This is a genomic window from Acinetobacter sp. 1424608, assembly GCF_000588255.1.
GTDB classification, from domain to species: Bacteria; Pseudomonadota; Gammaproteobacteria; order Pseudomonadales; family Moraxellaceae; genus Acinetobacter; species Acinetobacter nosocomialis.
In genome coordinates this window covers 15334-40251 of record NZ_JFXL01000010.1, presented here as the reverse complement: position 1 = coordinate 40251, position 24918 = coordinate 15334, and the positions used below count along the sequence as shown (strand labels likewise).

At 38.0% G+C, this 24918-nt stretch carries 22 protein-coding genes and 1 pseudogene; 8 read left to right on the top strand and 15 right to left on the bottom strand.

What is annotated here, in order from left to right; all coding sequences use genetic code 11:
* Window positions 1-99: 99 nt before the first annotated feature.
* The 6 genes from J678_RS14835 to J678_RS14810 form a co-directional block, all read right to left on the bottom strand.
* Window positions 100-711, bottom strand: coding sequence for an alpha-ketoglutarate-dependent dioxygenase AlkB family protein (locus tag J678_RS14835; protein ID WP_002156920.1), 612 nt, complete (start codon window positions 709-711; stop codon window positions 100-102).
* Window positions 708-1562, bottom strand: a complete 855-nt coding sequence (locus J678_RS14830; RefSeq protein WP_031955872.1) for a bifunctional transcriptional activator/DNA repair enzyme AdaA — start codon at window positions 1560-1562, stop codon at window positions 708-710. Before J678_RS14830 ends, J678_RS14835 begins: the two co-directional genes overlap by 4 nt.
* A 126-nt stretch (window positions 1563-1688) precedes the next feature.
* Window positions 1689-2276: a CDP-diacylglycerol--glycerol-3-phosphate 3-phosphatidyltransferase gene (pgsA, locus tag J678_RS14825; protein ID WP_002156973.1), complete on the bottom strand. Its 588-nt coding sequence runs from the start codon at window positions 2274-2276 to the stop codon at window positions 1689-1691.
* Window positions 2277-2394: 118 nt separating this feature from the next.
* Window positions 2395-3189 carry a thioesterase family protein gene (locus J678_RS14820; protein ID WP_004883572.1) on the bottom strand — a complete coding sequence of 265 codons (795 nt, stop codon included), beginning with the start codon at window positions 3187-3189 and terminating at the stop codon, window positions 2395-2397.
* A gap of 120 nt (window positions 3190-3309) precedes the next feature.
* Window positions 3310-5109 carry an excinuclease ABC subunit UvrC gene (uvrC, locus tag J678_RS14815; RefSeq protein ID WP_031944813.1) on the bottom strand — a complete coding sequence of 600 codons (1800 nt, stop codon included), beginning with the start codon at window positions 5107-5109 and terminating at the stop codon, window positions 3310-3312.
* A 133-nt stretch (window positions 5110-5242) separates the two neighbouring features.
* Window positions 5243-5773, bottom strand: coding sequence for a CHAP domain-containing protein (locus tag J678_RS14810; RefSeq protein ID WP_004710856.1), 531 nt, complete (start codon window positions 5771-5773; stop codon window positions 5243-5245).
* 882 nt (window positions 5774-6655) lie between these two features.
* Here J678_RS14810 and J678_RS14805 point away from each other — a divergent pair.
* Window positions 6656-6940, top strand: coding sequence for a hypothetical protein (locus tag J678_RS14805; protein ID WP_031955871.1), 285 nt, complete (start codon window positions 6656-6658; stop codon window positions 6938-6940).
* A 172-nt stretch (window positions 6941-7112) separates the two neighbouring features.
* On the opposite strand, the gene lpxO is transcribed toward J678_RS14805, so the two are convergent.
* Both lpxO and J678_RS14795 read right to left on the bottom strand, forming a co-directional pair.
* Entirely contained in the window at window positions 7113-8027 is a 915-nt protein-coding gene (lpxO, locus tag J678_RS14800; protein WP_031955870.1) for a lipid A hydroxylase LpxO, read from the bottom strand.
* Window positions 8028-8197: 170 nt separating this feature from the next.
* A complete protein-coding gene (locus tag J678_RS14795; RefSeq protein ID WP_032027374.1) occupies window positions 8198-9202 on the bottom strand; it encodes a hypothetical protein in 1005 nt (334 codons plus the stop codon).
* A gap of 476 nt (window positions 9203-9678) precedes the next feature.
* On the opposite strand from J678_RS14795, the gene fadB reads away from it, so the two are divergent.
* Both fadB and fadA read left to right on the top strand, forming a co-directional pair.
* Window positions 9679-11832 carry a fatty acid oxidation complex subunit alpha FadB gene (fadB, locus tag J678_RS14790; protein ID WP_002156941.1) on the top strand — a complete coding sequence of 718 codons (2154 nt, stop codon included), beginning with the start codon at window positions 9679-9681 and terminating at the stop codon, window positions 11830-11832.
* 12 nt (window positions 11833-11844) lie between these two features.
* Entirely contained in the window at window positions 11845-13017 is a 1173-nt protein-coding gene (fadA, locus tag J678_RS14785) for an acetyl-CoA C-acyltransferase FadA (RefSeq protein WP_002157046.1), read from the top strand.
* Between the two features lie 47 nt (window positions 13018-13064).
* Here fadA and J678_RS14780 read toward each other — a convergent pair whose 3' ends face one another.
* Entirely contained in the window at window positions 13065-13556 is a 492-nt protein-coding gene (locus J678_RS14780; RefSeq protein WP_031955867.1) for a hypothetical protein, read from the bottom strand.
* A gap of 275 nt (window positions 13557-13831) precedes the next feature.
* Between J678_RS14780 and J678_RS14775 the strand changes: the two genes are divergently transcribed.
* Window positions 13832-14548: a hypothetical protein gene (locus J678_RS14775; RefSeq protein ID WP_031955865.1), complete on the top strand. Its 717-nt coding sequence runs from the start codon at window positions 13832-13834 to the stop codon at window positions 14546-14548.
* A gap of 67 nt (window positions 14549-14615) precedes the next feature.
* On the opposite strand, the gene J678_RS14770 is transcribed toward J678_RS14775, so the two are convergent.
* Entirely contained in the window at window positions 14616-15260 is a 645-nt protein-coding gene (locus J678_RS14770) for an RBBP9/YdeN family alpha/beta hydrolase (protein WP_068791452.1), read from the bottom strand.
* A 71-nt stretch (window positions 15261-15331) separates the two neighbouring features.
* Here J678_RS14770 and J678_RS14765 point away from each other — a divergent pair, with 71 nt between their 5' ends.
* Window positions 15332-15700: a MerR family transcriptional regulator gene (locus J678_RS14765; protein ID WP_006580936.1), complete on the top strand. Its 369-nt coding sequence runs from the start codon at window positions 15332-15334 to the stop codon at window positions 15698-15700.
* A gap of 18 nt (window positions 15701-15718) precedes the next feature.
* Here the strand turns inward: J678_RS14765 and J678_RS14760 are convergent, their stop codons facing one another.
* Entirely contained in the window at window positions 15719-16477 is a 759-nt protein-coding gene (locus tag J678_RS14760; protein WP_031955862.1) for a hypothetical protein, read from the bottom strand.
* A 177-nt stretch (window positions 16478-16654) separates the two neighbouring features.
* On the opposite strand from J678_RS14760, the gene J678_RS14755 reads away from it, so the two are divergent.
* From J678_RS14755 to J678_RS0104230, 3 genes and pseudogenes are all read left to right on the top strand, one after another.
* A complete protein-coding gene (locus J678_RS14755; protein WP_002156938.1) occupies window positions 16655-17365 on the top strand; it encodes a DsbA family oxidoreductase in 711 nt (236 codons plus the stop codon).
* Between the two features lie 350 nt (window positions 17366-17715).
* Window positions 17716-18855, top strand: coding sequence for a hypothetical protein (locus J678_RS14750; protein WP_004710872.1), 1140 nt, complete (start codon window positions 17716-17718; stop codon window positions 18853-18855).
* Between the two features lie 122 nt (window positions 18856-18977).
* Window positions 18978-19879 (top strand): annotated as a pseudogene (locus tag J678_RS0104230) (selenocysteine synthase).
* An 85-nt stretch (window positions 19880-19964) separates the two neighbouring features.
* Here J678_RS0104230 and htpG read toward each other — a convergent pair.
* From htpG to J678_RS14730, 4 genes are all read right to left on the bottom strand, one after another.
* Window positions 19965-21884 carry a molecular chaperone HtpG gene (htpG, locus tag J678_RS14745; RefSeq protein ID WP_004710874.1) on the bottom strand — a complete coding sequence of 640 codons (1920 nt, stop codon included), beginning with the start codon at window positions 21882-21884 and terminating at the stop codon, window positions 19965-19967.
* 102 nt (window positions 21885-21986) lie between these two features.
* On the bottom strand, window positions 21987-22340 hold the full coding sequence (locus J678_RS14740; RefSeq protein ID WP_016804569.1) for a lysozyme inhibitor LprI family protein: 354 nt from the start codon (window positions 22338-22340) through the stop codon (window positions 21987-21989).
* A 183-nt stretch (window positions 22341-22523) separates the two neighbouring features.
* Window positions 22524-23105, bottom strand: a complete 582-nt coding sequence (locus J678_RS14735; protein ID WP_002156917.1) for an OmpW/AlkL family protein — start codon at window positions 23103-23105, stop codon at window positions 22524-22526.
* Window positions 23106-23433: 328 nt separating this feature from the next.
* Window positions 23434-24858, bottom strand: coding sequence for a Na+/H+ antiporter family protein (locus J678_RS14730; RefSeq protein WP_032027373.1), 1425 nt, complete (start codon window positions 24856-24858; stop codon window positions 23434-23436).
* Window positions 24859-24918 lie beyond the last annotated feature (60 nt).

Below are 24918 nucleotides of genomic sequence, written 5' to 3'. Positions count from 1 at the left end.
CTTTTCATCAGCAGCTCATCAATAGAAGGCTCTCCCTCAGAGGAATAAGCTCATGCTGCCATCATGGGCTTTTTTCTTGCCCATTTTTTAGAATAAAACTTATGAAAATTTGAACTGACGGAATGTCAGATTAATACGCGGTTGTAAAATCTTTGTAGAACGATTTAAACGGTGTTGCCAATATTGTTGAGTCTCACCACGCATCACAATAAGTTGACCCGGTTGTAACCACATCTCAACTTTTTCCTTGGTTTGAATATGTCTAAAAGAGAACTTCCGTGTTGCTCCAAAACTTAAAGAAGCAATTGTAGTAGTTCTAGCTAAAGACACATCCGAATCACTATGCCAAGCCATACCTTGTGTTCCGTCTTCATAAAGATTTGCCAAGCAAGAGTTAAATTTTTCTGAAAGAATCTGCTCGACTTGCTGCTTTAGCTTGGCAAGTGCTCTGTCCCACGGCAAAGAATCACGAAAGACACCAGAATATTTATATCGATAATGCTCATCTCCATACCAAGCAACCTTGCGGGGTGTAATAAAGTGCTTACCATATAGCTTCGCTTCATCATGTCGCCATGCCAAATGGTGGTACAAATAATGAAAATATTGTTCGGCTTCTTCCGTACTTAAAATACATCCATAATCCTGAACCTCACCTTCATAAGGCAATAAGTTTGAACAAGGCTCCGGAGAAAATAAATCTAGTGTCATGCAATCTCCCCTTGCTGCTTAGCCATTTCCCAAGCTAACAATGCCAGTTTACGCCCTTTTTGCCAATGGTACTCACCGACCATTCCTGTTGCACGAATGACTCGATGACACGGAATTAAATACGCAATCGGATTTTGGCCAATTGCCGTAGCGACTGCTCTGACTGCTTTAGGTTTTCCAATTTGATCAGCAATATCTTGGTAAGTACGTAGCTGTCCTTCGGGAATAGTAAGTAATGCTTCCCACACTTGAAGCTGAAATGGTGTTCCTGCAAGATTAAGCGGTAATTTCTGCTGTAAGTGTTCTGAAAAATCTTGTCTAAACCACTGTGCAATTTGCTGATGCCAAATCGGAGAGTAATTTCTTAGTTGAGCTTTCGGAAAGTATTGTTTAATGATGTCTTCAATATTTTCACGACTATCAACAAAGCGAACAGAACAAATCCCTTTCTCACTACTTACTACTAATAAATCACCAAATGGGCTTGTTTCAACTGAATAATTCAGTTCAACCCCATTACCTTGCTGCTTGTATTCACCTGGGGTCATCCCCTCAAGCTGAATAAACAAATCATGTAAACGACCCGTACCCGATAGTCCAGTATTTAAAGCAGTATCTAATAAGCTACGTTGCTGCATTAAATAATATTTTGCCTGCTGCAAGCTCATATATTGCACAAACTTTTTAGGGCTAATGCCTACCCATTCCTGAAACTGCCGCTGGATATAACTTGGACTTAAATCCATATATGTAGCGACATCTTCTAAGCTTGGTTGCTGGTCTAGATGTTCATATAAATATTCAATAATTGTGGCAATCACAGCAAATTGCCGAGAAGAAAGCATTTGCATCTGTCACCTCCTTAGCACTTAATCTTACTTTAAAGTAGCCAAAGTCTTATGACGACCCGATTCTTGCACTCTTCAAAAATAAAAAAAGCCTTTCGTTATAGAAAGGCTTAATCATTCAACCTGACATTAGGGTTGTTTTAGATATGGCCACGCTGCTTTTAAATAAATAAACATTGACCATAAAGTGAGAATCACAGCGGTATATAACAAAGCATAAGCCAGCATTTCTAAAGGTTGCCAATTCAGTAGAAATACACTAATCGCAATCATTTGAAATGCGGTCTTATATTTACCTACAGTTGACACTGCTACACTGGTTCGTGCACCGAGCTCTGCCATCCACTCACGTAAAGCAGACACGGTAATTTCCCGTGAAATAATAACAATTGCAGCAAAAGCCATCGCAATTGTCGGTTTCCACTGCACTAAAACAATAAGTGCAGCTGCCACCATAAGTTTGTCTGCAACTGGGTCTAAGAATCGGCCAAATGCTGAAGTCTGGTTCAAAGTTCGTGCTAGGTAGCCATCAAACCAGTCAGTTACGGCAGCCAGCACAAAAATAGCCGTCAAGATAATATGACGCGTCATACTTCCTACGTGCTCACCAATACCTATTGCAGGCGGCCAATATGCAATCACCAAAAATACAGGAATAAGCGCGATACGCGCCAAAGTTAGGATATTTGGGATATTCAGGATTCGCCCTGTGGTCATAAACACCGCCAATTTAGTCTTCACGCATCTTTTAACAGACAAAGACACATACTTCAATATTGTATCTATCTGTAACAGCCACTTTATACGAAATATGTGAATCGAGAAAGTAGATTACTTAGGTAAATACCGTAACAGTTTGCCGCAAGATTGCAATTAAATGATCATTTTGATCCCAAAGATATGCATATTCTGTGGAATAACCCTCAGCTGCATATTCAGTCGTGACTTTATATTTAAACCAGTCGCACAACTGATGCTGAACTGGATGAACATAAGTAATGTGCCATGTTAAAGAGCTTGCTGGCGCAACTTGCTTAAACATTGGCAATACACCCGGCGGCCAAATATCCATAAGTACAATCAAATCAGGTAATGTCATTTGACGATTTTCATGTTGTTCTGGTGAGAACCTTGACCAACCACCAAAGTCAGGATGCCCACTTGCCGTTACCGGATAATTACCCTCAGCCCAACAGACTTCAAAATGCTGAAAGCATTCCGGCATATGTTTCGCAAAAGGAATGACGGTTAAATTTTCTGGTTGTACATAAGCAGGTGCTATGGGTTCTTGTTTTACCTCAATACTCGACACACGAGACACGCCAAAACTTGCAACCAAAATGGTTTGAACTGCATTATCTTGCCATAACCGCGCTTCAAGCGTAGTGACTGACTTTCCTTCTCTTAAAACTTCAATAGTCAATCGGGCAGCGCCTTGTTGTACAGGGCCTACAAAAGTAACACTACAACTTAATAACCTTTTATTTGAATCTTGAATATGGGCGCATGCTTTTTGCATTAATAACCCTGCAACAAGCCCCCCAAAAACGGTGCGGCCCTGTAACCATCCTGCGGGTATATCAATCCATTCATTTTGTTTTACATCTTCAAATAGTTGTAGTAACGACATTCCTATCCCTAAATCATGCGCGTGATAAGGAAATATCTTTCATTATTTTGAATGTTATGTGAATGATCATTCAGCTATTAATTTACGAGCGCTTTTGTCACTCACATAAATAAGACATGACTACTCATGCAAAATTTTATAAATCGTTCTTGCCATCACTTCACCCAAGCCCGGCACGACTGTCAGTTCTTTTTCAGATGCTTTTAACACACCTTGAATTCCACCAAAATGTGTTAATAAATCTCGACGGCGTTTAGGTCCTAAGCCCGGAATGGCCTCTAAAACTGAAGTACTACGGCGTTTGTCGCGTTTAGCGCGGTGTTTGGTAATAGCAAAGCGATGAGCTTCATCACGTACCTGTTGAATCAAATGTAGTGCCTTGTTATCTTCAGGTAACTGGATTTTTGTGCCATCAGTAAAATGAAGCGTTTCAAGGCCCGGTTTACGTCCCTCACCTTTTGAAACACCAATCATGAAAGCATCAAGCCCAAGATCTTGCATAACTTCCATGGCCATATGGAGCTGGCCTTTACCACCATCAATTAAAAGTAAATCTGGCAACATTGCCTTTTTATAACGACGTGTTAAAGCTTGTCGCATCGCAGCGTAATCATCGCCTGCGGTAATATCTTGAATGGCAAATTGGCGATAGTCTCGTTTACGTGCACCGCCTTGGTCAAACACCACACACGATGCAATAGGCGCTTCACCCATGGTATGGCTAATATCAAAACACTCAATACGATCGATCGGACGGCCAACCACCTGCTCAAGTTGGTGGAAGCGCTCATTAAGTTCTAAATGATTACTCAACTGCCCTTTAATTGCATGCTGAACATTCATTTCGGCAAGTTCTAACCATTCGGCACGTGTTTCTCGTACATTACTCTTAATTTGAACTTTCTTTCCAAACTGTTGTGCTAAGGCTTCTTCCAATTCTTTACGGTCAGGTAAAGCAGTATTCACAATCAGTTCGCTTGGTACTTCATCGGCAACCTGAAAGTAAAAGTTTGCCATAAAGTCACTTAGCATTTGCCCGAGGTCATCCCCTAACATATCAGGGAAATAACTTTTGCCGCCTAACATACGACCATTACGCACATGCATAATCTGCACACATGTCACTCCAGCCTGATAGGCAATGGCTAAAATATCCGCCTCACCTTTCACTTTGAAAACAGCTTGCTGTGCTTGTACTTCACGGAGCAAAGACAAACGGTCTCGATAAAAAACAGCTTTTTCAAATTCAAGATCTGCCGCTGCCTGCTCCATTTTCGCAATCAGTTCTTGGTTTAATTCTTTGGTATCACCTTGTAAGAAGCGAATACTGTTATTGACGTCTTCTTTGTAATCTTCTGGTGAGACTAAGCCTACACATGGGGCCGAGCAACGTTTGATTTGATATTGCAAACATGGACGCTTGCGCTGTGAGAAGTAAGTATTTTCACATTGGCGCACATTAAAAAGTTTTTGTAAAACCAGTAAGGTATCTCGAGCACTATAAGCGCTTGGATACGGGCCAAAGAACTTCCCGATTTGATGCTTACCTTTGCCACGTCCACTGGCAATTCGCGGATAAGGCTTATCTGCCGATACAAAGATATAGACATATGACTTATCGTCTCGCAGCATAATGTTATAAGGCGGACGATGTTGCTTAATTAAGTTTTGTTCTAAAAGCAGCGCTTCGGTTTCTGAACGCGTAACTAGCGTTTCAATATCATAAATTCGTGCAACTAAAGCCTGAGTTTTCGGATGCTCAATAGTTTTGACAAAATAACTCGATACCCGATTTTTTAGGTTTTTAGCTTTACCCACATATAACAACTCTCCCTCTTTCCCTAGCATCTTATAAACGCCTGGAAGTTGGGTCAGGTTAGCTAAAATTTTTTCAATATGGGGACGAGCGTTTTGATTCACTATTGGCATACATGGCTTAATATTGAATACCTAATGTGATGTTTTCACCCTTACTTTTCAAGTGCTTTACTGTGGCAGAACCTAAATTTGAAAACACATCATGAATTAGCCCGACAATATGTGTCGTACTACCTTAAGAATCGAGGCGATAGTAACTATATTTCACGTCTTTTTCTTTATATACCGCATAGGTTTTTTGACGAAAATCTGAGAACCAACCATTACCCGTATAGCCAGCAATGTGTCCGTAGGTATGACCACTGGTGCGTTCAATAATATAGATATCGCCTTCTTGAGGACGGTTAAATGCCGGTTTGATTTTCTTATAGCCGTTCTTTTCTAAGGTATGTCCCCAGTCAGATGCAGCTACTGGATGCTTGGAAACATCTGCACCTGCTGCTTGTAGAGCAATACGGATATTCTTGGCACATTTCTCTTTGCTGTGCTTTGCTGACATACTTTCAAGTTTGCTTGAGAACTTATGTAGATCAATGTTTTGATCTTCTACTTTATGTCTTTTAGAAGTTGTTCGGCCATGCTTTTTAGTCTCAGCAGAAGCTTTGTGTAACATCGCTTTCGTTTTTAAGTCACCCTGAGAACTTTCTTCTTTTCTCAATTTAATATGGTGAACATGTGCATGAGCTACGTGATGAGCATGAGCCATTTTGAAACCTACTTCCGCTAATCAGTCTTCGAAAAAACGGAGCAATTGTAGAATCAAAATTATGCGTTGGCTTTTAATAGTTGTAACAAATTGCCAGCACTGTGAAATGAGTCACAAAATGAATTTATCGTTTTTATTTTATAAAAAAATACCTTTTCTGGCCCTTTAATCTTTCTATAAATATTGAGGCAAAGATATCCTCTTATAAAAGCAAAATACTTAGCTACAACCAATCAATCAAATTCATTTCAACCGACCAAACACTTATATAAAACTTCAGATTAATTAGAAATTTTAAATATTATAAACATTTCCCCAAATAATATTTAAAATGAAAAAATTTAATAAAAATAAATCACATTTATTTTAAATAAAAATCCCTTTTAATAATTGACGCTTTTCATTTTAACTATTATTATCTCGTTGCTGGCCTACATTGCCAGTCGGTTTTGACAGACCGTTGATCCACCACGGATTATAGTTCTGCTATAATTCGCTGGACCCTTGCGTCCCCCTTCTTTGCGGTAGGACGGTTGGGGGACGCCCCGTGCGTGCTGGTTCTATGGATCCCAGTCTGTCAACCCCTTTCCGTTCTACCACCCTAATTAATTCGCGGTAATCTGGTGGTAGGACTCCATTTTTAAGGAGTTAGCCATGCCATTATTCAAACTTTTTTTCTCTCTAATTTAATTATTTTATTTATTTAAAATTTGGTTTTATGCCTTATTTTTATATTTATAAATTATTTTTATTTTAAAAATTTTAATTATTTTATTTTCCTGTTTTTTTAGGAGGATTAATTATTAACTAAAATTTATTTTAACCATTTAAACCCATTATATTTTTATTCTACTCATAGATATAAATCATTATGAGAATAATATGAAAACTTATAAATCTATTTTAACTTTTAGTTTAGTTCTAGGTAGCTTGGGTATTTCGGGTTGCAATTTACACACTCAGCAGGAGTTTGAAAAAATTTGCTTGTCAGGTGGGCATAGCGAGGCCAGTTGTGACTGTATTTACCAGCAACTTGAAAAAGCTTATTCCCCGAAAATGATGCAACGCCTAGAACATGTCAGTTTGCAAAGTCCTGTTCTCCCACAGGACTTTGTCCCTACTTTTTTAAGCACCATGCAGCGGTGTGACAAAAGTAGTCTGGGCTAAGCGTTGGCTTAGCTCTTTATCTCTGTGTCGCAATGGTTGATTACTTTAAATCAGCGCAAAAAATTAAAGTATGTTGTGGCACAGAGGCCTCTCAGAAACTTTCCACAAAAAAACCACACTCGAAAGTGTGGCTTAATTCAATCACGCAGAATTTTTATTTCGGGCGCTTTCATTAAAACACGTATGGTCGAACAAAAATCAGGAAGAAAATTCCAAGCATGAGGAACCACTTCAAGAAGTAATACAACTTACGGTTTTTAGCTTTTAAAGCTTTAGCTTTAATACGAATTTGGTAAACATAACCAAAGGCTTTATTTAAGCCCCCTGTTTGGTCACCTGTTTCATTCGGTGAACTTGCCGCAGTCATCACATTACGACCAAACCAATGGTTGAAACGTTCCATCCATTTCACTTTCATCGGACGTTCAACATCGGCAAAGAAGATAATACGGTTTTGATCAGTCTTATTTTCAGCATAGTGAATATAAGTTTCATCAAACACAACACTTTGACCATCACGCCAAGAGTATCTTTCACCATCTACATCAATAAAACAACGGTCATCATTTGGTGTAATTAAACCCAAGTGATAACGAAGTGAACCTGCGTACGGGTCACGGTGTCTAACCAAACGGCTATCAGGAGCAAGCTCTGTAAACATTGCCGCTTTAATGGTTGGTAATGTTTTGAGTAACGCCGTTGTTTTTGGGCAAAGCTCAGCAGCAGAAGGATGGCTTGATTCATACCACTTGAGGTAAAAACGTTTCCATCCTGTTTTAAAGAACGAGTTAAACCCTAAGTCATTGTAGGTACTCGATGCTTTAATCCCACCTTGGTCATATAAAGCTTTCGCTTCGTCTCGAATCATTTCCCAATTTTCATCTAACACTTTTAAATCTTTGAAGTGTTGAGTGTCGATATAAGGCTGATTCGGTACCTTTGAAAAGATGTACATTAAAAAGTTAATCGGTGCGAGCAAGGTTGAATGGTCAAAAAATTGACGATAAAACGAGTGACGCACTTTGCCGCGATGTTGGATATACAATGCAGATATTACAAAAATCGCTAATATGACCCATTTAATCATATAGTTACTCGCATTTAAGCATCTTTAAAATACTTCGAAGAAATTTAAAATCGGAGAAATAATAACAAACTCTCGAAGAAAATTCAGACTCATATGATTAACTATTATTTTTAGCAAAAAGAAATCTCAAGAATATTTATTCTTGAGATTTCTTAAAATCAGGCTTTAAATTAGTTTTGATAGGGTTTCCAATTTAACGCATTTAGAGAAACAAGTGCTCTTGCAGCGGTTTCATTATAGACATAACAGCCTGATTTCAATTGTGCAATTCTTAACTGAGCAAAACGGATGCGTTGGGGATCATTGGCATTTTTTAGGTATGTTTCCCAATGCTTAACTTCTTGATCAGCAGTCCAACCAATATTACTTGTATAACTTGCTGTGTATGGCTTACCTTGATATTGCACCGCAACACTATCGCTCGCAGCAAAACCTAGACTAGTATCATAAATTGTCGTCCACTGAACTGTTTGCCATGTTCCTTTAACTGCTTTATAAGTAAAGCCGAATGGATTAGTTTGATTCAAATAATTAAGGTACGAAGCATTGTCTGCATCGAACTCGTCAAAACTCTGGTTAATTTCATAATCTTGACCGACATTGAATGCAAAAGACTCTTGATTAGATTTTTTTGAAATTAAACGATAGCAACTACTTCCGTCAGGAAATTTATTCTGTCCATAAGTATTAAGAAATATACGTCCATTAGTTGTACTTGCATCATTTACTGGAAAGCCTACTGCTCGATAACCCGGTAAAACAGCGTCAAACATATTCTGACCAGAAAGATTAACTCTCTGAAGTTTCCAATCCTCTTTAACATCACCAATAAGATCCAGTGTCCAATCCGTTAGCGAATTAATATTCATAACATTAATGGCTTGATCAGTTGGAAGATAGAGGTTTTTCTCTGTGAGCAAATACTCACCTAAAGCTTGATTAGAAGACCCATCTGTTGATTTTTTATTGAATATTTCAAAATAGGAAATATTTAACTCATCTGTTTCATTCGCATTGTAATCCATAAAATAGTAACGACTTCCGTTCGCCGTAGAATCTTGTGATGCGCTACTTTGATCGTTATTTACGGAATTATTATCACTAGAACCACCACCGCCACACGCACTTAACATCATTGGTAGGATGGCTAAAATTACAAACTTATTTTTTAACATAATATTACTTTATCTAACATTTTTATAACATAAAGTTTATCGAAAGATAAAAAAATAGACAACCCTTTCTGTCTAATAATTCACATAAGATTTTAATTTTTATTACCAATTCAAAAAATTGAGTTATTCAACAGTCTTTATCATTCTTCCATACATGCATTTACCCCATAAAGAACTCTATTATTTCAATGTTCTTTTATCATTCCTTTCATTGTTTACTACATTCTCTTATGGGCCCTTCAACCCTTGCTTATCAAGCTATTATTACCTATAAAAAAACATATTTTTCATATAAATAAATTAAAAAAAATTATTTACAGACAATTGATGACCCTTGCGTCACGGCTTGATACAACTTGTTGGCTTCTTTTTAGATATAGTTATCGTAAGATTAGCGAAGCATAAATGTGTACCGGAGCTGTACACACGCTTCATAACATCAACTTAGAAATCCTCCAAAACTAAGGAGATCAGGCATGATCCACGCTGGCAATGCCATTACCGTCCAAATGCTTGCGGACGGAATTGCAGAATTCCGCTTTGACTTACAAGGTGAGTCGGTCAATAAATTCAACCGTGCAACAATTGAAGATTTCAAAGCTGCTATCGCGGCTGTAAAAGCCAATAACGATATTAAAGGCTTAGTCGTAACTTCTGGTAAATCTACATTTATTGTAGGTGCAGATATTACCGAGTTTGGTGAAAACTTCGCACAAGGCGAAAAAGCGATTGTTGACTGGCTTATGCCTGTTCACGAAATCTTCAATAGCTTTGAAGATTTAGACCTTCCAAAAGTTGCTGCTATTAACGGCATGGCTTTGGGCGGTGGTTTTGAAATGTGTTTAGTTTGTGACTATCGCGTGATGTCAGAAGCTGCACAAGTGGGTTTACCAGAAATTAAACTCGGCATTTACCCAGGTTTCGGTGGTAGTGTTCGTTTAAGCCGTCTTATTGGTATCGATAATGCAGTTGAATGGATGGCAATGGCTGCTCCTAAAAAACCAGCTGCTGCGCTTAAAGATGGTGCTGTAGATGCTGTTGTAGCTGCTGACAAATTACTTGATGCTGCAACTGACTTGGTTAAACAAGCAATTTCTGGTCGTTTAAACTGGAAAGCAAAACGCCAAGAGAAACTTGAAGCTGTAAAATTGAATCCGCTTGAACAAATGATGGCGTTCAACACAGCAAAAGGTGCAGTACTTGCTAAAGCAAATCCTGCTCAATACCCTGCTCCAAAATTATTACTTGATTCATTACAAGCTGGTGCAAGCCTTGCACGTGATGAAGCATTAAAAGCTGAAGCTGAAGGCTTTGCTAAAGCAGCAATTACTCCACAAGCTGGCGCATTGATTGGTCTATTCATCAATGACCAAGTTGTGAAAAAGGCATCTAAACAACATGAAAAAGGTGCTCACCCTGTAAACCAAGCAGCTGTTCTAGGTGCAGGTATTATGGGTGGTGGTATTGCTTACCAAGCAGCAAGCAAAGGCACTCCAATTATCATGAAAGATATTGGTAACCCACAACTTGCACTAGGTATGTCAGAAGCTAACAACTTGTTAACTAAGCAAGTTGAACGCAAGAAAATGAAGCCTGCACAAATGGGTGAAACGCTTGCACGTATTCGTCCTACTTTAAGCTACGAAGAGTTTAAAGAAGTCGACATCGTGATCGAAGCGGTAACTGAAAATCCAAAAGTTAAAGAAATCGTACTTGCAGAAACTGAGAAAAATGTTCGTGAAAACACGATCATTGCTTCTAACACTTCTACAATTTCAATTACACGTTTGGCAAAAGCATTACAACGTCCTGAAAACTTTGTTGGTATGCACTTCTTTAACCCAGTTCACATGATGCCGCTTGTAGAAGTTATTCGTGGTGAAAAGACTTCTGAAGAAGCAATTGCAACGACTGTCGTTCTTGCTCAAAAAATGGGTAAAACACCAATCGTTGTAAATGACTGCCCAGGGTTCTTGGTTAACCGTGTATTGTTCCCTTACTTCGGTGCATTTGACCTTCTTGTAAAAGACGGCGCAGATTTCCAACAAATCGACAATGTAATGTCTAAGTTTGGTTGGCCAATGGGCCCTGCTTACCTGATCGATGTTGTAGGTATTGATACAGGTGTGCATGGTGCAGAAGTAATGGCGGAAGGTTTCCCTGACCGTATGAAGCCAGACTACAAAGGCGCAATCCAAGCAATGTATGAAGCGAAGCGTCTTGGTCAAAAGAATGACGTAGGTTTCTACAAATACGAACTCGACAAGAAAGGCAAGAAAGCAAAAACTGTTGATCCAACAGCGTATGAAGTGATTGCTCCGTTCGTAACTGGCGAAAAACGCGAATTTGATAACCAAGAAATCATTGACCGTATGATGCTTGCTTTCTGTAACGAAACAGTTCGTTGCTTGGAAGACAAGATTGTAGCAACTGCATCTGAAGCAGACATGGCAATGATTATGGGTGTAGGTTTCCCTCCATTCCGTGGTGGTCCATGCCGTTACATCGACCAAACTGGTGTTGCTGAATACGTTGCACTTTGCGATAAATATGCACACTTAGGTAAGGCTTATGAAGCGCCGCAAATGTTGCGCGACATGGCTGCTAACAATAAAAAATTCTACGGTTAAGGAGCGACGTGAATGGCTACTTTAAATCCACGTGACGTTGTGATTGTTGATGGCGTTCGTTCTGCCATGGGCAAATCTAAAAACGGTATGTTCCGTAATGTACGTGCCGACAGTTTATCTGCTGAACTTGTACGTGCGCTCGTTGCCCGTAACCAGTTTGATGTAAACGAAGTTGAAGACCTGATCTGGGGCTGTGTAAACCAGACTCTAGAACAAGGTATGAACATTGGCCGTAACATCGGTTTATTGGCTGACTTGCCTAAAACTGTTGCTGGTCAAACAGTGAACCGTCTTTGTGGTTCGTCTATGCAGGCAATCCACACTGCGGCTGCACAAATTGCGACTAACCAAGGTGACATCTTCATTATTGGTGGTGTAGAGCACATGGGTCATGTAGGTATGATGCACGGCATCGACCTTAACCCAGAAGCATCTAAACACTATGCAAAAGCATCTAACATGATGGGCTTAACTGCTGAAATGTTAGGTCGTATGAACGGCATTACTCGTGAAGAACAAGATGCGTTCGGTGTTGAATCTCACCGCCGTGCTTGGGCTGCAACTCAGGAAGGTCGTTTCAAAAATGAAATCGTTGGTGTTGAAGGCCACGATGCAAATGGTTTCAAAATCCTTTGCGACATCGACGAAGTGATTCGTCCAGATGCAAACCTTGAAGCATTCAAAGCATTAAAACCTGTATTTGACCCTAAAGGTGGTTCAGTAACAGCAGCAACTTCTTCTGCTCTTTCTGACGGTGCTTCTGCAATGTTGCTTATGTCTGCTGAACGTGCACAAGCATTAGGTTTAAAACCACGTGCTGTAATTCGCTCTATGGCAGTAGCAGGCTGTGACGCAGCAATCATGGGTTACGGCCCAGTTCCAGCGACTCAAAAAGCGCTTAAGCGTGCTGGCTTATCAATTGCTGATATTCAGACTGTTGAGTTAAATGAAGCATTTGCTGCACAAGGCTTGTCTGTTCTTAAGGGCTTAGGTCTTTATGACAAACAAGACATCGTGAACTTAAATGGTGGTGCAATCGCACTTGGTCACCCACTAGGCTGTTCTGGTGCACGTATTACAACTACGTTGTTGAACGTGATGGAACAACAAGATACTCAAATTGGTCTTGCGACTATGTGTATCGGCCTTGGTCAAGGTATTGCAACCATTATCGAACGTGTTTAATTAACACCAAGATAAAAAAATCCCCGCTCAATGCGGGGATTTTTATTTTACCGGCCTTTTAAACCATCTTGGATTTGTTGCTGTAATTTCAAAATATCATCTAAATTTACTTTCATCGTACCTTCACGATAAGCATCGACATTACTTCGGTTAATGTTCAACGGTTTTAACATTTCAAAAAGACCATTGGTTGGGTCAGAAGACTGGATCCCGCCCGCTACCGCTAGAATATATTCTCGTAAAAATGGAGAAAGTTGTGAGAGATCAGGCTGCGCCATAACGGGCTGATAATCTATGGTCGTCATCCCTTCTGGGACTAAAGCATTCTGTATATCGTTATGTATTTTATATTCATGGTGTTGTAGTGCTTGGCGTACCTTCTTATCTTCTTGAAACGGCACAAAGCCCACCTCATCACGTAGCTCAGATTCAGCCATAACGCGAATAGTGGGTAAAGTCGTTACTTCTTCTGCTTGAACAGTTGGTAAACCCATAAAAGCAAATACAGCAATGAAGGCTGATTGTTTTAGAAAGTTCATAACTTGCTCCCAAAATCAGTCACCCTACGCGAACTAAAAATGATGACTAAATAAAATGTTCTATAAATAGGCTACAACAAAGTCATTTTTGATTCAGTAATGCTCAGATAAACGGTAAATAACGTTAGATTTTTAAACTTATTAAAAAGAAATTCATAAAAGATTTTAGAAATTAATCTGAATATGGCTAAGTCATATTATATTGCCAGATTTAAATATTACGATTTTTTGTTTATAGTCAGCCTTTTATAAATCCATTGAATTCGACAGAAATAATGAACTTTAAAATATTAAATCAGAATATTCTTATGAGCTGCTTACTAGTCAGTTTCCTTCTCACTGGTTGTGCGAGTAATCGAATTATTGGTGAACACACGCGAGAGCTATTTACAAAATACGACTCAGGCTATGAATGGATCACTTTAACAGAAGATGATGTAATTGCATTCGGTAAACCATCAGTATCTCTCCCAAATGAACCAGAGGACAGTATTGTCATCGCAGGGAAAAAATATAGTTATGTCATTAGTAAAGGCGGTAACGATTTCATTCAATTAATTAGTCAATTAAATCCACAATATATTCAAATAAGTAATGAGCTAGATTTTAATGCTCCAGCTTCGAATAGTAACCATTTTTACGGACATATTAGATTTTCTTACATCCCACCTAATGGGAAATTGAACGAGAAAGAATCAGCTTTATTTAAACAATATGGTGTAGTTCCATGTGACTATGAAAAGACATTAGAACTACATAAATTTGAGTTAAATCTTAGAGGAACTGTTTATCCTCCTGTAAACAATCTTAAAAAAATAACCCCTTTATCCAAGCCATATCACGTTAGAATCCAATATCTTCATGATAAAAGCGGAAAAGTGCCCTTATCAACTAAGGAGAAGCTAGCAAGTTTACCACTGCTTCCGTTTACCTTAACTTTCGATATTATCGCTTTACCTGCGAAAGTCATGGGTATCATTTACCAGCCTTAATAGATTAGGAATAAAAATTACAAATTTCAGTAAAGATAAAAATCCCCGCTTAATGCGGGGATTTTTATCAATTTTCTAACATTTCTTTTAAAGAATCGACTAATTGCGGAAATTCCGTATAACCTTCCCGACCTAAAAAGTGCCCGCCATTAGGAACAGTAATGTACGGCGCATCAATATCCTTAGCCAATTGAATCGTCAGTTTTGGTGGAACCAAATCATCATTATCAGATAAATACACCAACTTTTTCTTTATGCTCTTAAAATAATTGGTGTCGACTTTGCTCTTTGTTATATAAGCTGTGAGAGGGGAAGAATCTGCAATTAGTCCAGAGAATCCGGATACTAAAATCATTCCTCCAATATTTTTATAATCATGTCTTTGCAAAAAGTGCAGTAAGGTAATGACACCCAAACTATGTGCCACAAAATAATTATTTTCATTAACCTCTGGTATCTGTTCATCTAAAACCTTCTGCCAAGCATCTACATTGGGATGCTCAGAATCTGGAAATGGTATTAAAGTAACAGAGGTATTTTCGTCTTCTATTTGATTTTTTAGGTCCAAGAACCAGTGATCATGTATAGAAGCCGAATAACCGTGAAGTACAAATATTTGACGCATGTTCTTCTCCTGATGTTCCAGTGTTTTGGTATTTGCAGCAAATGACATTAATCCAAATAACACCAATAAAATGAGTTTTCTGATCATTGAACAAGTACCATTTTGAAAGATAAAAACATGCTAAACTATGACACCACTGTTAAGGTCAAGCCTATTTTATGAACCTAGCTAAAGTCGCTGAGCTTACAAAAGTTAGTCCGCGTATGCTGCGTTATTATGAAAGTTTAGGGCTAATACAACCGCATCGAGCAAGTAATAACTATCGAAGTTATACGCAAAAAGATATTGAAAATATTAAGAAAATTAAAATATTAAATGATGCGGGTATGACACTAAAAGACATTCAGGTGTTATTACCATGTTTTGATTTAGATGAAAGGGTATTTACGCTTTGCCCTATTGTTCAAGAAAAGCTACAAACAGAGCTGATGCATGTATCGGAGCAGTTAAACAAACTACAAACTTCTCAAAGTTTATTACAATCTTTCTTGATAAAAGGCAAAGCTGAGAGCACCAATACATCATGATTGATGCTCATGCTGTAATTATTCTTCTAACTCATTTTCTAAAGCAGCCACGTTCTTTTTCTTAATACTTTCAATTTTTGCATTAAGCTTTAAGACATGTTGGTAAAGCTCGTTAAATTTTTTAACTTGAGCATTTTCATGAAAAAGAATCATATGGTCTTTCTTTTGCCACGAATAGTTTTTTAGAAGTTTAAACATTTGCTCTGCGTCAACTAAAATTTGCAGCTCAATCATAAAAATCGTATGGTCTTGATCAGCCTTTTGCTGAGTTCCCAATTTCATTTCAAGAAGTTGTCTGGTATCTGCATCAACAGATAATTCCTGTATTTTAGCGAGAAAGATTTTATGAATTTTTTCATATTCAGATTGGTATTTATCTGAAGCTTTTCGAACGTCAGCCAACATCTTTTCTGTTTCAGCATATTTTTGTTTTTTATCAATATCCAAACGGTCAACATTTAAAAAAGTATCCCATTTTGCAGCCTTTAGTTCTCTTAAATATTCATTACGCGCATTTACATTTTGAACCCAATAACTTAAAAGAAATTCTGAGACTTGCTTATAATGCCCTGCGAGCCGTTTATCATGAATATCGAGTTGTACAGGTTTAGACCAATCTTGAGCCTGTTCATAAAGTTCACTCATTTTTTCATTCATCACCACATCGAACATTTGGCTACTGTCTTTAGCTTGTTGCTGTTTAATATGTTGATAGGAAAAAAAGACAATACCTGTAATTACCACCAAACCTGCAATCGCAATCAAAATTCGGCGCATACACACCTCCTCTTTCCATTCTTATAGTTTTGCTCTTTATAGTTATAAAATAGAGCTCTTACTTCTTTATATGTCATTTATTTCACAATACGCAACACTCTATTCGCTATTGAATGCTTTAAATCCTTGTACATCATCCCTATTATGATGGGTAATTAAAATTTATGAGATTCTCCCATGCGTGTTGATGTCTGGTCTGATGTAGTTTGTCCTTTTTGTTACATCGGCAAAAAACGCCTTGAGCATGTCGCGGCTGAAGCTGGCATTGAACTTGATATTCATTGGCATAGTTTCGAGTTAGATCCGAATGCGCCAGCGACCCACGACACTTCAAATACTGAGCGTTTAGCGAAAAAATATGGTCGTACCTATGAAGAGATGGAAGAAATGGAGCGCAACATTGCGGCCATGGCTGCCTCTGAAGGAATCGACTTCCAATGGCAAAAAGCCAACTCAGGCAATAGCTTTAACGCCCACCGTATTATTCACCTAGCTCAAAGTAAAGGCTTAGGTAACGAAGCAAAAGAAGCCTTTTTTCACGCTTATATGACTGAAGGTTTAGCTATTGGCGAACGTGAAGTCGTAGAAGAAATCGCTTCTCGTATTGGCCTAGATAATGCCGAAGTTGAATATGTACTCGATACAAATGAATTAGCTGACTTTGTTCGTCATGACGAAAAGATTGCGCATGAGCAACTTAATGTAACAGGCGTACCATTCTTTGTATTTGATCAAAGAATTGCGCTTGCAGGCGCACAACCTCGTGAAGTGTTTTTACAAGTCTTAGAACAAGCACAGCTCAAGGCAAATGCTGAAGAAATCGAGCAAGATGATGCTGCTGTTTGTAATGATGAAACATGTGATATTCCACAAAATAAACAGTCTTAATTGCAAAGTGTGAACAAATCGTATGTTTTATCATCGTTTTAGCAATAGAGCGTTCTAAAAAAAGAACTATTCAATTGCTTAAAATGCGTTTATGATTGCCACTTAGAATATTCGCGCTGTAATGTTCTGTTTTTTATGTGTTTAATGATCGGAATTTGAAGTTTCCTTGATCTAAAATCCCCCTAGTTTGGGGGATTTTTTTACTTAAAAATTCTCGCTAATAGCTTAAACTTTTTAAATTATTTCAAATATGTAAGAAAAGTTAAATTTACTTAACTTTTGTGTCGTCCTCTTGATTTTATTAGAAAAATCAACAAAAGTGGCAATAACAACAAAACATAAAGATAGATATGAAAACATTTCACGTTATTACGTATCGGCAGCTTTTTGCACTTGTAACATTGGGATTTGGTTCTATATGCATGGCTCATGCAGAAGTAAATTCTTCTTCAACTCAACAAGTCAATGGTTCGTCATCTGGAGTACAAACCGAAGAAAATAAAGATGAAAATCTTTTAGATCAAATTCCAAGGTGGATTGATGCCACTCCAACGATTTTTCCGGAGCAGTCCAACCAACCAATTGTTCCACCTACCGAGCAGACCGAAGACCAGACCTGGTTTGACCGTAAGCAAAAGAAAATTCGAAATTGGGCCGATCACACTTCGGAAAAAATTGATAACTGGTTTGGTGAAGTCGACCCTCAAAAGCCTGCTTCGGCTACCATTCGAGTCATGATTGATAACTATTGGAACGAATATGATAACTTTGAAATTAAGCCAAGAATACGCGGTAAAATTAAACTCCCGACGCTAGAAAAACGCTTAAGCGTGGTATTTGGTGATGACTCTTTAGATAACGAATTTAATAATAGTCCAGCCAATATTAACCAGAACCCAAATCAAGATTCAAATAAGAAACTTGATACTAAACGAACACGAGATGACAACAGCTCAATCGCATTACGTTGGTCGAATTTTTCCAAAAAACTGCCGTTTGAAACAGATGCCGACTTAGGTATTCGTTCTGGAGACGACGTGTATGTTCGCTTAAAAGCATCAAGAGATTGGCAACTCCGTAATGACTTTAAGTTTTATGCTGAAGAAATTTATCGCTATGGCATTCATAGTGAAAATTATTTACGTACCAATTTGGAACTCACCCATGCTCGTCCAAATCAACCCATCTTATCAAATCAGTTCAGCCTAACTTATGCCGACGATCAAGATGATGATTTAACATGGGAAAACCGAGTTTTCCGTGAACATAGTTTCTTTGCAAATAACCGTTTTAACTATGGTATTTACACAGGTGGCTATTACAACGACAACGATTTACGCTTAAACAGTTGGGGACCATTTGTATCATGGCGTCAGCCGCTCTTACGTGAGTGGTTCTTTGTACAAGGTGACGTCAACTACTTTAATGACCACCGTGAAGACCGTAACCATTTTGTCAGCACATTCTTACGTTTAGAAGCACTTTTCTAATTGAGCAAGATCACCTTGGAGGTTATCTCCAAGGTGATGAATAATAAAATACTTTTAAATAAAAATTTAAGCTTTTTCCCTTACAATACTGAGCTAACTTTTGATTCCTGATTTTCAGAAAAATGAATCAATTCTCTTCTTTGTCATTTGAATATAAATCTAAAGCTCTACTTTGTATTTATAGTTTAGGTATGTTGGTTTTAATCCCTCATACACAGCTTTTCTCTACGTCCATAAAGCATCAACGCTCCACGAGACGCTCCCTACATCCGTCGAGCCTATTCATAAAAAGCAAAAGTCATTCTCTAACTTTTTCAAATTCACCATGTGAAGTAGAAAATAATAATGATTCAGATGCAGCACTCATTCAGGACCTGATGGCCGTTTTGGAAATGATACGCTGTGGAACCGAGCAACCCAGCACAAACAACCTTATAAAACCTTTGGTAAGAAAAAGAAGAAAGCTTCAACACCCCATATTTCGATCAGCAACCCAATTACTGCAAGCTGGGATACGATTTCAACATGGATGCCTTTCGAAAATAATCTTGATTTAGGCTCAAATTCAGAAAGTGATGTTTATGTACAATTTCTTGCCAAGAAAAAATGGAATTTAAGACATAACATTAGCATAGATACCGAACAAGTCTTTCGCTATGGCTCAACCAGCCGAAACTATACTGAAACCACGCTAAACTTAACGCAAAAGATGCAAGACAACACCCTGTTCGCTAACAAATTTAATGTGAATAAGAGTGAAAATGAAGAATTCAACTGGGGCAATTGGACTTTTCAACAATTTGAGTTCGTAAAAGATAATAGCCTGACTTACGGCATTTATAGTGGCGGTGTATATACCAAAAATGACATGCGGGTAAATAGTTGGGGACCTTATATTTCATGGCGCCAGCCCGTATGGCGAGATTGGATTTTTATGCAAAATGATCTTAATTTTTTTAATCATATTGATGATGACCCGAAACATCAGCTTAGTGTCCAAATGAATTTAGAAGCTAATTTTTAGCCAAAAATCATCAAGTTGTGGATAACTCTTTCTTTATCCACAAAAAAAGCCTCTGACAGTTCAGAGGCTTTTTTTACATCAAATATTATTTCAACAATAAGCTATTAATACGCTTCACATAAGCTGCCGGGTCTTCTGGTAAACCACCTTCTGCAATCACAGCCTGATCAAAAATCACGTTTGCCAAGTCATCAAACTGTTCTGAACCTTCAAGTTTTTTCACTAAAGGATGCTCAGGGTTAATTTCTAAAATTGGCTTGATTTCAGGTACAGCTTGTCCCGCTTGTTTCAGCATACGAATAAGTTGAGGAGACAACTCACCTTCACTTGTTACTAAACACGCAGGAGAATCTACCAAACGAGTCGTTACACGGACTTCTTTAGTTTTAGCCTTCAACGAGTCACTTAATTTCTCAACAACAGGTTTAAACTGTTCAGCCGCTTGCTCTAGTGCCTTTTTCTCTTCTGCATCTTGCAAGTCACCTAAATCAACAGCGCCTTTAGATACATTCTTTAATGGCGTACCGTCAAACTCATGAACAAAGTTCATTGCCCACTCATCAACACGCTCTGCCATTAACAATACTTCAATGCCTTTTTTCTTAAACAACTCTAGCTGTGGAGAGTTTTTAGCAGCAGCTAAGCTGTCAGCAGTAACATAATAAATGGCTTTTTGGCCTTCTTTCATGCGCGCTTTATAGTCTGCAAAAGAAGTTACCACTTCATCATTTGTTGAAGTTGCATAACGTAATAATTTTAAAATACGTTCGCGGTTACCAAAGTCTTCGCCCAAGCCTTCTTTAAGTACTGAGCCAAACTCAGTGTAGAAGGTCTTGAATTTTTCTTGGTCTTTTTCATCTTCTGATTTAGCCAAGCCATCAAGCAAAGTGAGTACACGGCGTGCGTTACCTTCACGAATTGTTTTAACATCACGGCTTTCTTGCAACAACTCACGGCTGACATTAAGCGGTAAATCGGCGCTATCCACGACACCTTGAACAAAGCGTAAATAGTTTGGAATTAAATTATCCGCATCATCCATAATGAATACACGTTTTACATATAACTTAATTCCCGCTTTTGCTTCACGTGTAAAAATGTCATGTGGCGCTTTACTTGGAATATAAAGTAATTGGGTATATTCGGTGCTACCTTCAACACGGTTGTGTGCCCAAGCCAGTGGTGCTTCGAAGTCATGAGTTAAGTTTTTATAGAACTCAACATATTGCTCTTCAGTCACTTCACTCTTGTTACGTGTCCATAAAGCACTTGCAGAGTTAATCGCTTCCCATTCATCAGTCTTGACCATTTGGCCGCCTTTAGGCTCTTCACCTTCAGCAACCTCCTCTTCCTGCCAAACTTCTTTTTGCATTTCAATTGGCAAGCTAATGTGGTCAGAGTATTTATTAACGATTTGCTTAACTTTATAAGACTCTAAATAATCAAGCGCGTCATCACGCAAGTGAAGAATAATGTCAGTACCGCGTGAAGCTTTATCAATTTGCTGAACTTCAAACTCACCTGTGCCACCGCTGATCCAACGCACCCCTTCAGAAGCATCGAGACCTGCGCGGCGTGATTCAACTGTAATTTTATCGGCAACAATAAAACCTGAGTAGAAACCAACACCAAACTGACCAATCAACTGAGCATCCGCTTTCTGATCGCCCGTTAATTTTGACATGAAGTCTTTAGTACCTGATTTTGCAATAGTACCCAAGTTATCAATTGCTTCTTGTTGGCTTAATCCAATACCGTTATCAGAAATCGTTAAAGTTTTATCTTCTTTGTTTAAGCTGATGCGTACATGTAAGTCCGGATCATTTTCATAATATTCAGGATGATTAATTCCTTCAAAACGCAACTTATCACATGCATCAGATGCATTAGAGATAAGTTCACGTAAGAAAATTTCAGGGTTCGAATAGAGAGAATGCGTCACTAAATGTAAAAGCTGGGCTACTTCTGCTTGGAAACTATAATTTTGTGATGCTTGTTCACTCATAAATCACTCCTTAAATTTTGAAGTTTGTTTGTTCTCGAATGCTTTATGAATGGAGTACTTCTACAATTTTTCAATCCTGAATATTAAAAAATTTTTCTTTAATTAAAACGGACCATGACTTAGTACCCTATCTTGCAAGATAGAGTCCAATTGTTGTTGTCTCTGCTGATAAGCTTTAGAAATACAACTTACATTAGCTGCACAAGCATTCCTTTTTTTTAACCACTGCTGCTGTGTATCTTTTTGATTATCACGGCCACCCATTGGCAATGCATGTAAAACAATTTGATATGTTGTTGCCATTTTGACATCAGCATCATTTAAAGAACGATTTTTGCAAATACTCAGCTCAGTCTTAGTTTTTGCAGCATCACAGGAAAAACTAGCAGCCTGTACATTATGAGCAAGAGTGAGGCCACTAAAAAGTGCTAGACCTATGGCAAATTTTCTATTCATGAGGTTATTCCTTTAAAAATATATAAAAAATAGTTTAAAAATAAAGACCAAAAGAATATGTATAAAACTGTCTGTTTTATGCTTTTTTTAGTGAGAGCAATAAAATAAAAAACCTCACATAAAAACTATGTGAGGTGCCTGAGTCTAGGTTTGTTATTATATTTTTTCTATTTATTATTATGCTTAAAATTTATAGCTATAACCTAAAGTGTAAACAAATGGATTAATATCCAAGTCGAATTTAGCACCATTTGTTAAAGTAACTTCTGGGCTAATATCCGCATAGCGAACATCTACAAATACACCCCAATTTTTCGCATCAGCAGGTTGGAAGTTAAAACCAACTTGTCCAGCTACACCAAAATCTTCTTTTACTTTGTCAGCAACGCCTTGCTCGTCCCAAGGAATAAACGCTGTAGCACCAATACCAATATACGGTGTGAAACGAGTTGAGTTTTTAAAATGATATTTTGCGGTAATTGTCGGAGGTAATTGTTTAATACGTGCTACATTTTTACCGTCTAATAAAACATCATGATTAACCGGCGCTGCTAATAATAATTCTGCCGAAAAAGGTGATTCACCAAAAAAGTATTCAACTGATGGTGTAAATGCATATTCATGATCAGCTTTTACTACACCTAAAGCAGTTGTTGTATCGTCAGATGGAGCAATAACACTACCCCCAAATTTTACTTGCCAATTACCAGCAAAAGTAAATGAAGACATCCCCATTAATGCAATAATCAAAGCTTTTTTGAACACGTTAATATCTCCAACCTTATTTATATTTATAATAAACATTTATTTTAAATTGATGCAACACCCATTATAAAATTATTTTTATATTTATTTTTAAATAACTGTTTTAAATAAAAATATATATTAACCAACTATTTTAATTGGTTTTTATTCCAACTCAATTAATCAGAATTATTTTATATAACCAACCTTTTTAATATACTTTAAATTCCGAGTATTTTAATATAATTTATTTTAAATACATATTTTATTTAGAGCATAAAAAAACCTTCTTAATGCTTATCTTAAGATAATTATTAAGAAGGTTTTAATTTAATATATTATAAAAAACTTATAAAACCATGGCTGCAATCCAACCAAAAACTAACAATGGAATATTAAAGTGGATAAATGTTGGAATGACGGTATCCCAAATATGGTCATGTTGTCCATCGACCCCTAAACCAGCTGTTGGTCCTAAGGTAGAATCGGAAGCTGGAGATCCAGCATCACCTAAAGCCGCCGCTGTACCAATCAATGCAATTGTCGCTAATGGCGAAAAACCAAACTGTACACATAAAGGTACATAAATAACTGCTAAAACAGGCACACTTGAAAAAGATGAACCAATACCAATCGTGACAAATAAACCAATACTCAGCATTAAGAAAGCCGCGAGCGCACGATTATCACCAATGATTTCAACCACCCCTTTAACCAGTTGATTGATATCTCCTGTATGCGTCATGACTGAAGCGAAACCGGCGGCAGAGATCATAATAAAGCCTACTAGAGCCATCATTCGCATGCCTTGTACAAAGACATCATCTGCATCTTGCCATTTAAAAATGCCGGCTGTAGACAGAACTGCAAAGCCTACTAAACCACCCAAAATCATTGAGCCGGAATAAAGCTGTGCAACTAAAGTGAGACCTATAGCCAGTAAAGCCATAAAAATTGTTTTTTTCGCAATTACAGGGCCTTGCTCTGCTTCGTGTTTAAGTTCTTCTGCATCTGCTTTTAGATCTACTGTTTCATCTTGCGCTGTTGCACGCAGAGGTTTGTCTAAATCAATGGTAGCTACAGGGGTAATGGCACGGTCCGCATAAATTCTTGGCTTACGGTAACTAATAAATACTGCAACCAAAGTACCTAAAACCATACCTAAAACTGGAATAGCCATGCCAATTGGCATCATCCCACGTTCTACATGCAAACCATAAGCAGCACCGATTTTGTTGATATTCCCCATCAAAATTTGTTCAAGGAAAATCGCACCAAAGCCAACGGGTAGAAAAATATAAGTACCTACTAAACCTAAAGTCAGAACACAAGCTGCTGCACGGCGGTCTAGTTTTAAATGATTCATGACTCGTAATAATGGCGGCACCAGTACAGGAATAAACGCGATATGAACCGGTATGAGGGTTTGAGAGAAAATAGCTGCAATAAGTAAAATACCTAAGAGTAAATATTTTACTTTGGTTTCACGGCTTTTCCCCGCTTCCATTCCCAACAGACCAATAAGTTTATGAGCAAGCAGGTCGGGTAAACCCGATTTAGAGAGAGCGAGTGCAAATGCACCTAATACAGCATAAGCGAGAGCAACTTCGGCTCCATCACCAAGACCAGCATTAAAAGCTTCAACTGTTTGAGAAAGACTTAAACCCGCGACAAGACCACCAACAATGGCAGAGACCACTAATGTCAATACGACAGAAACGCGTGCTAGTGATAGTAAAAACATCACAGCAATCGCCACAACAACAGCATTCATGAACAAATTCAGAACAAAACAAAAGGCGATATTCTATCAGATTCACATCTACGAAGCCGA

Bases quoted from the DNA above. Each gene is read 5' to 3' on its own strand.
- pgsA (WP_002156973.1), bottom strand. From the start codon at position 2,276: ATGACCACAGGGCGAATCCTGAATATCCCAAATATCCTAACTTTGGCG.
- J678_RS14775 (WP_031955865.1), top strand. From the start codon at position 13,832: ATGAACTTTAAAATATTAAATCAGAATATTCTTATGAGCTGCTTACTA.
- J678_RS14830 (WP_031955872.1), bottom strand. From the start codon at position 1,562: ATGCAAATGCTTTCTTCTCGGCAATTTGCTGTGATTGCCACAATTATT.
- J678_RS14765 (WP_006580936.1), top strand. From the start codon at position 15,332: ATGAACCTAGCTAAAGTCGCTGAGCTTACAAAAGTTAGTCCGCGTATG.
- J678_RS14835 (WP_002156920.1), bottom strand. From the start codon at position 711: ATGACACTAGATTTATTTTCTCCGGAGCCTTGTTCAAACTTATTGCCT.
- J678_RS14780 (WP_031955867.1), bottom strand. From the start codon at position 13,556: ATGAACTTTCTAAAACAATCAGCCTTCATTGCTGTATTTGCTTTTATG.
- fadB (WP_002156941.1), top strand. From the start codon at position 9,679: ATGATCCACGCTGGCAATGCCATTACCGTCCAAATGCTTGCGGACGGA.
- J678_RS14805 (WP_031955871.1), top strand. From the start codon at position 6,656: ATGAAAACTTATAAATCTATTTTAACTTTTAGTTTAGTTCTAGGTAGC.
- J678_RS14820 (WP_004883572.1), bottom strand. From the start codon at position 3,189: ATGTCGTTACTACAACTATTTGAAGATGTAAAACAAAATGAATGGATT.
- J678_RS14740 (WP_016804569.1), bottom strand. From the start codon at position 22,340: ATGAATAGAAAATTTGCCATAGGTCTAGCACTTTTTAGTGGCCTCACT.
- J678_RS14760 (WP_031955862.1), bottom strand. From the start codon at position 16,477: ATGCGCCGAATTTTGATTGCGATTGCAGGTTTGGTGGTAATTACAGGT.
- fadA (WP_002157046.1), top strand. From the start codon at position 11,845: ATGGCTACTTTAAATCCACGTGACGTTGTGATTGTTGATGGCGTTCGT.
- J678_RS14755 (WP_002156938.1), top strand. From the start codon at position 16,655: ATGCGTGTTGATGTCTGGTCTGATGTAGTTTGTCCTTTTTGTTACATC.
- J678_RS14810 (WP_004710856.1), bottom strand. From the start codon at position 5,773: ATGGCTCATGCTCATCACGTAGCTCATGCACATGTTCACCATATTAAA.
- J678_RS14750 (WP_004710872.1), top strand. From the start codon at position 17,716: ATGAAAACATTTCACGTTATTACGTATCGGCAGCTTTTTGCACTTGTA.
- J678_RS14795 (WP_032027374.1), bottom strand. From the start codon at position 9,202: ATGTTAAAAAATAAGTTTGTAATTTTAGCCATCCTACCAATGATGTTA.
- J678_RS14770 (WP_068791452.1), bottom strand. From the start codon at position 15,260: ATGATCAGAAAACTCATTTTATTGGTGTTATTTGGATTAATGTCATTT.
- lpxO (WP_031955870.1), bottom strand. From the start codon at position 8,027: ATGATTAAATGGGTCATATTAGCGATTTTTGTAATATCTGCATTGTAT.
- J678_RS14730 (WP_032027373.1), bottom strand. From the start codon at position 24,858: ATGAATGCTGTTGTTGTGGCGATTGCTGTGATGTTTTTACTATCACTA.
- htpG (WP_004710874.1), bottom strand. From the start codon at position 21,884: ATGAGTGAACAAGCATCACAAAATTATAGTTTCCAAGCAGAAGTAGCC.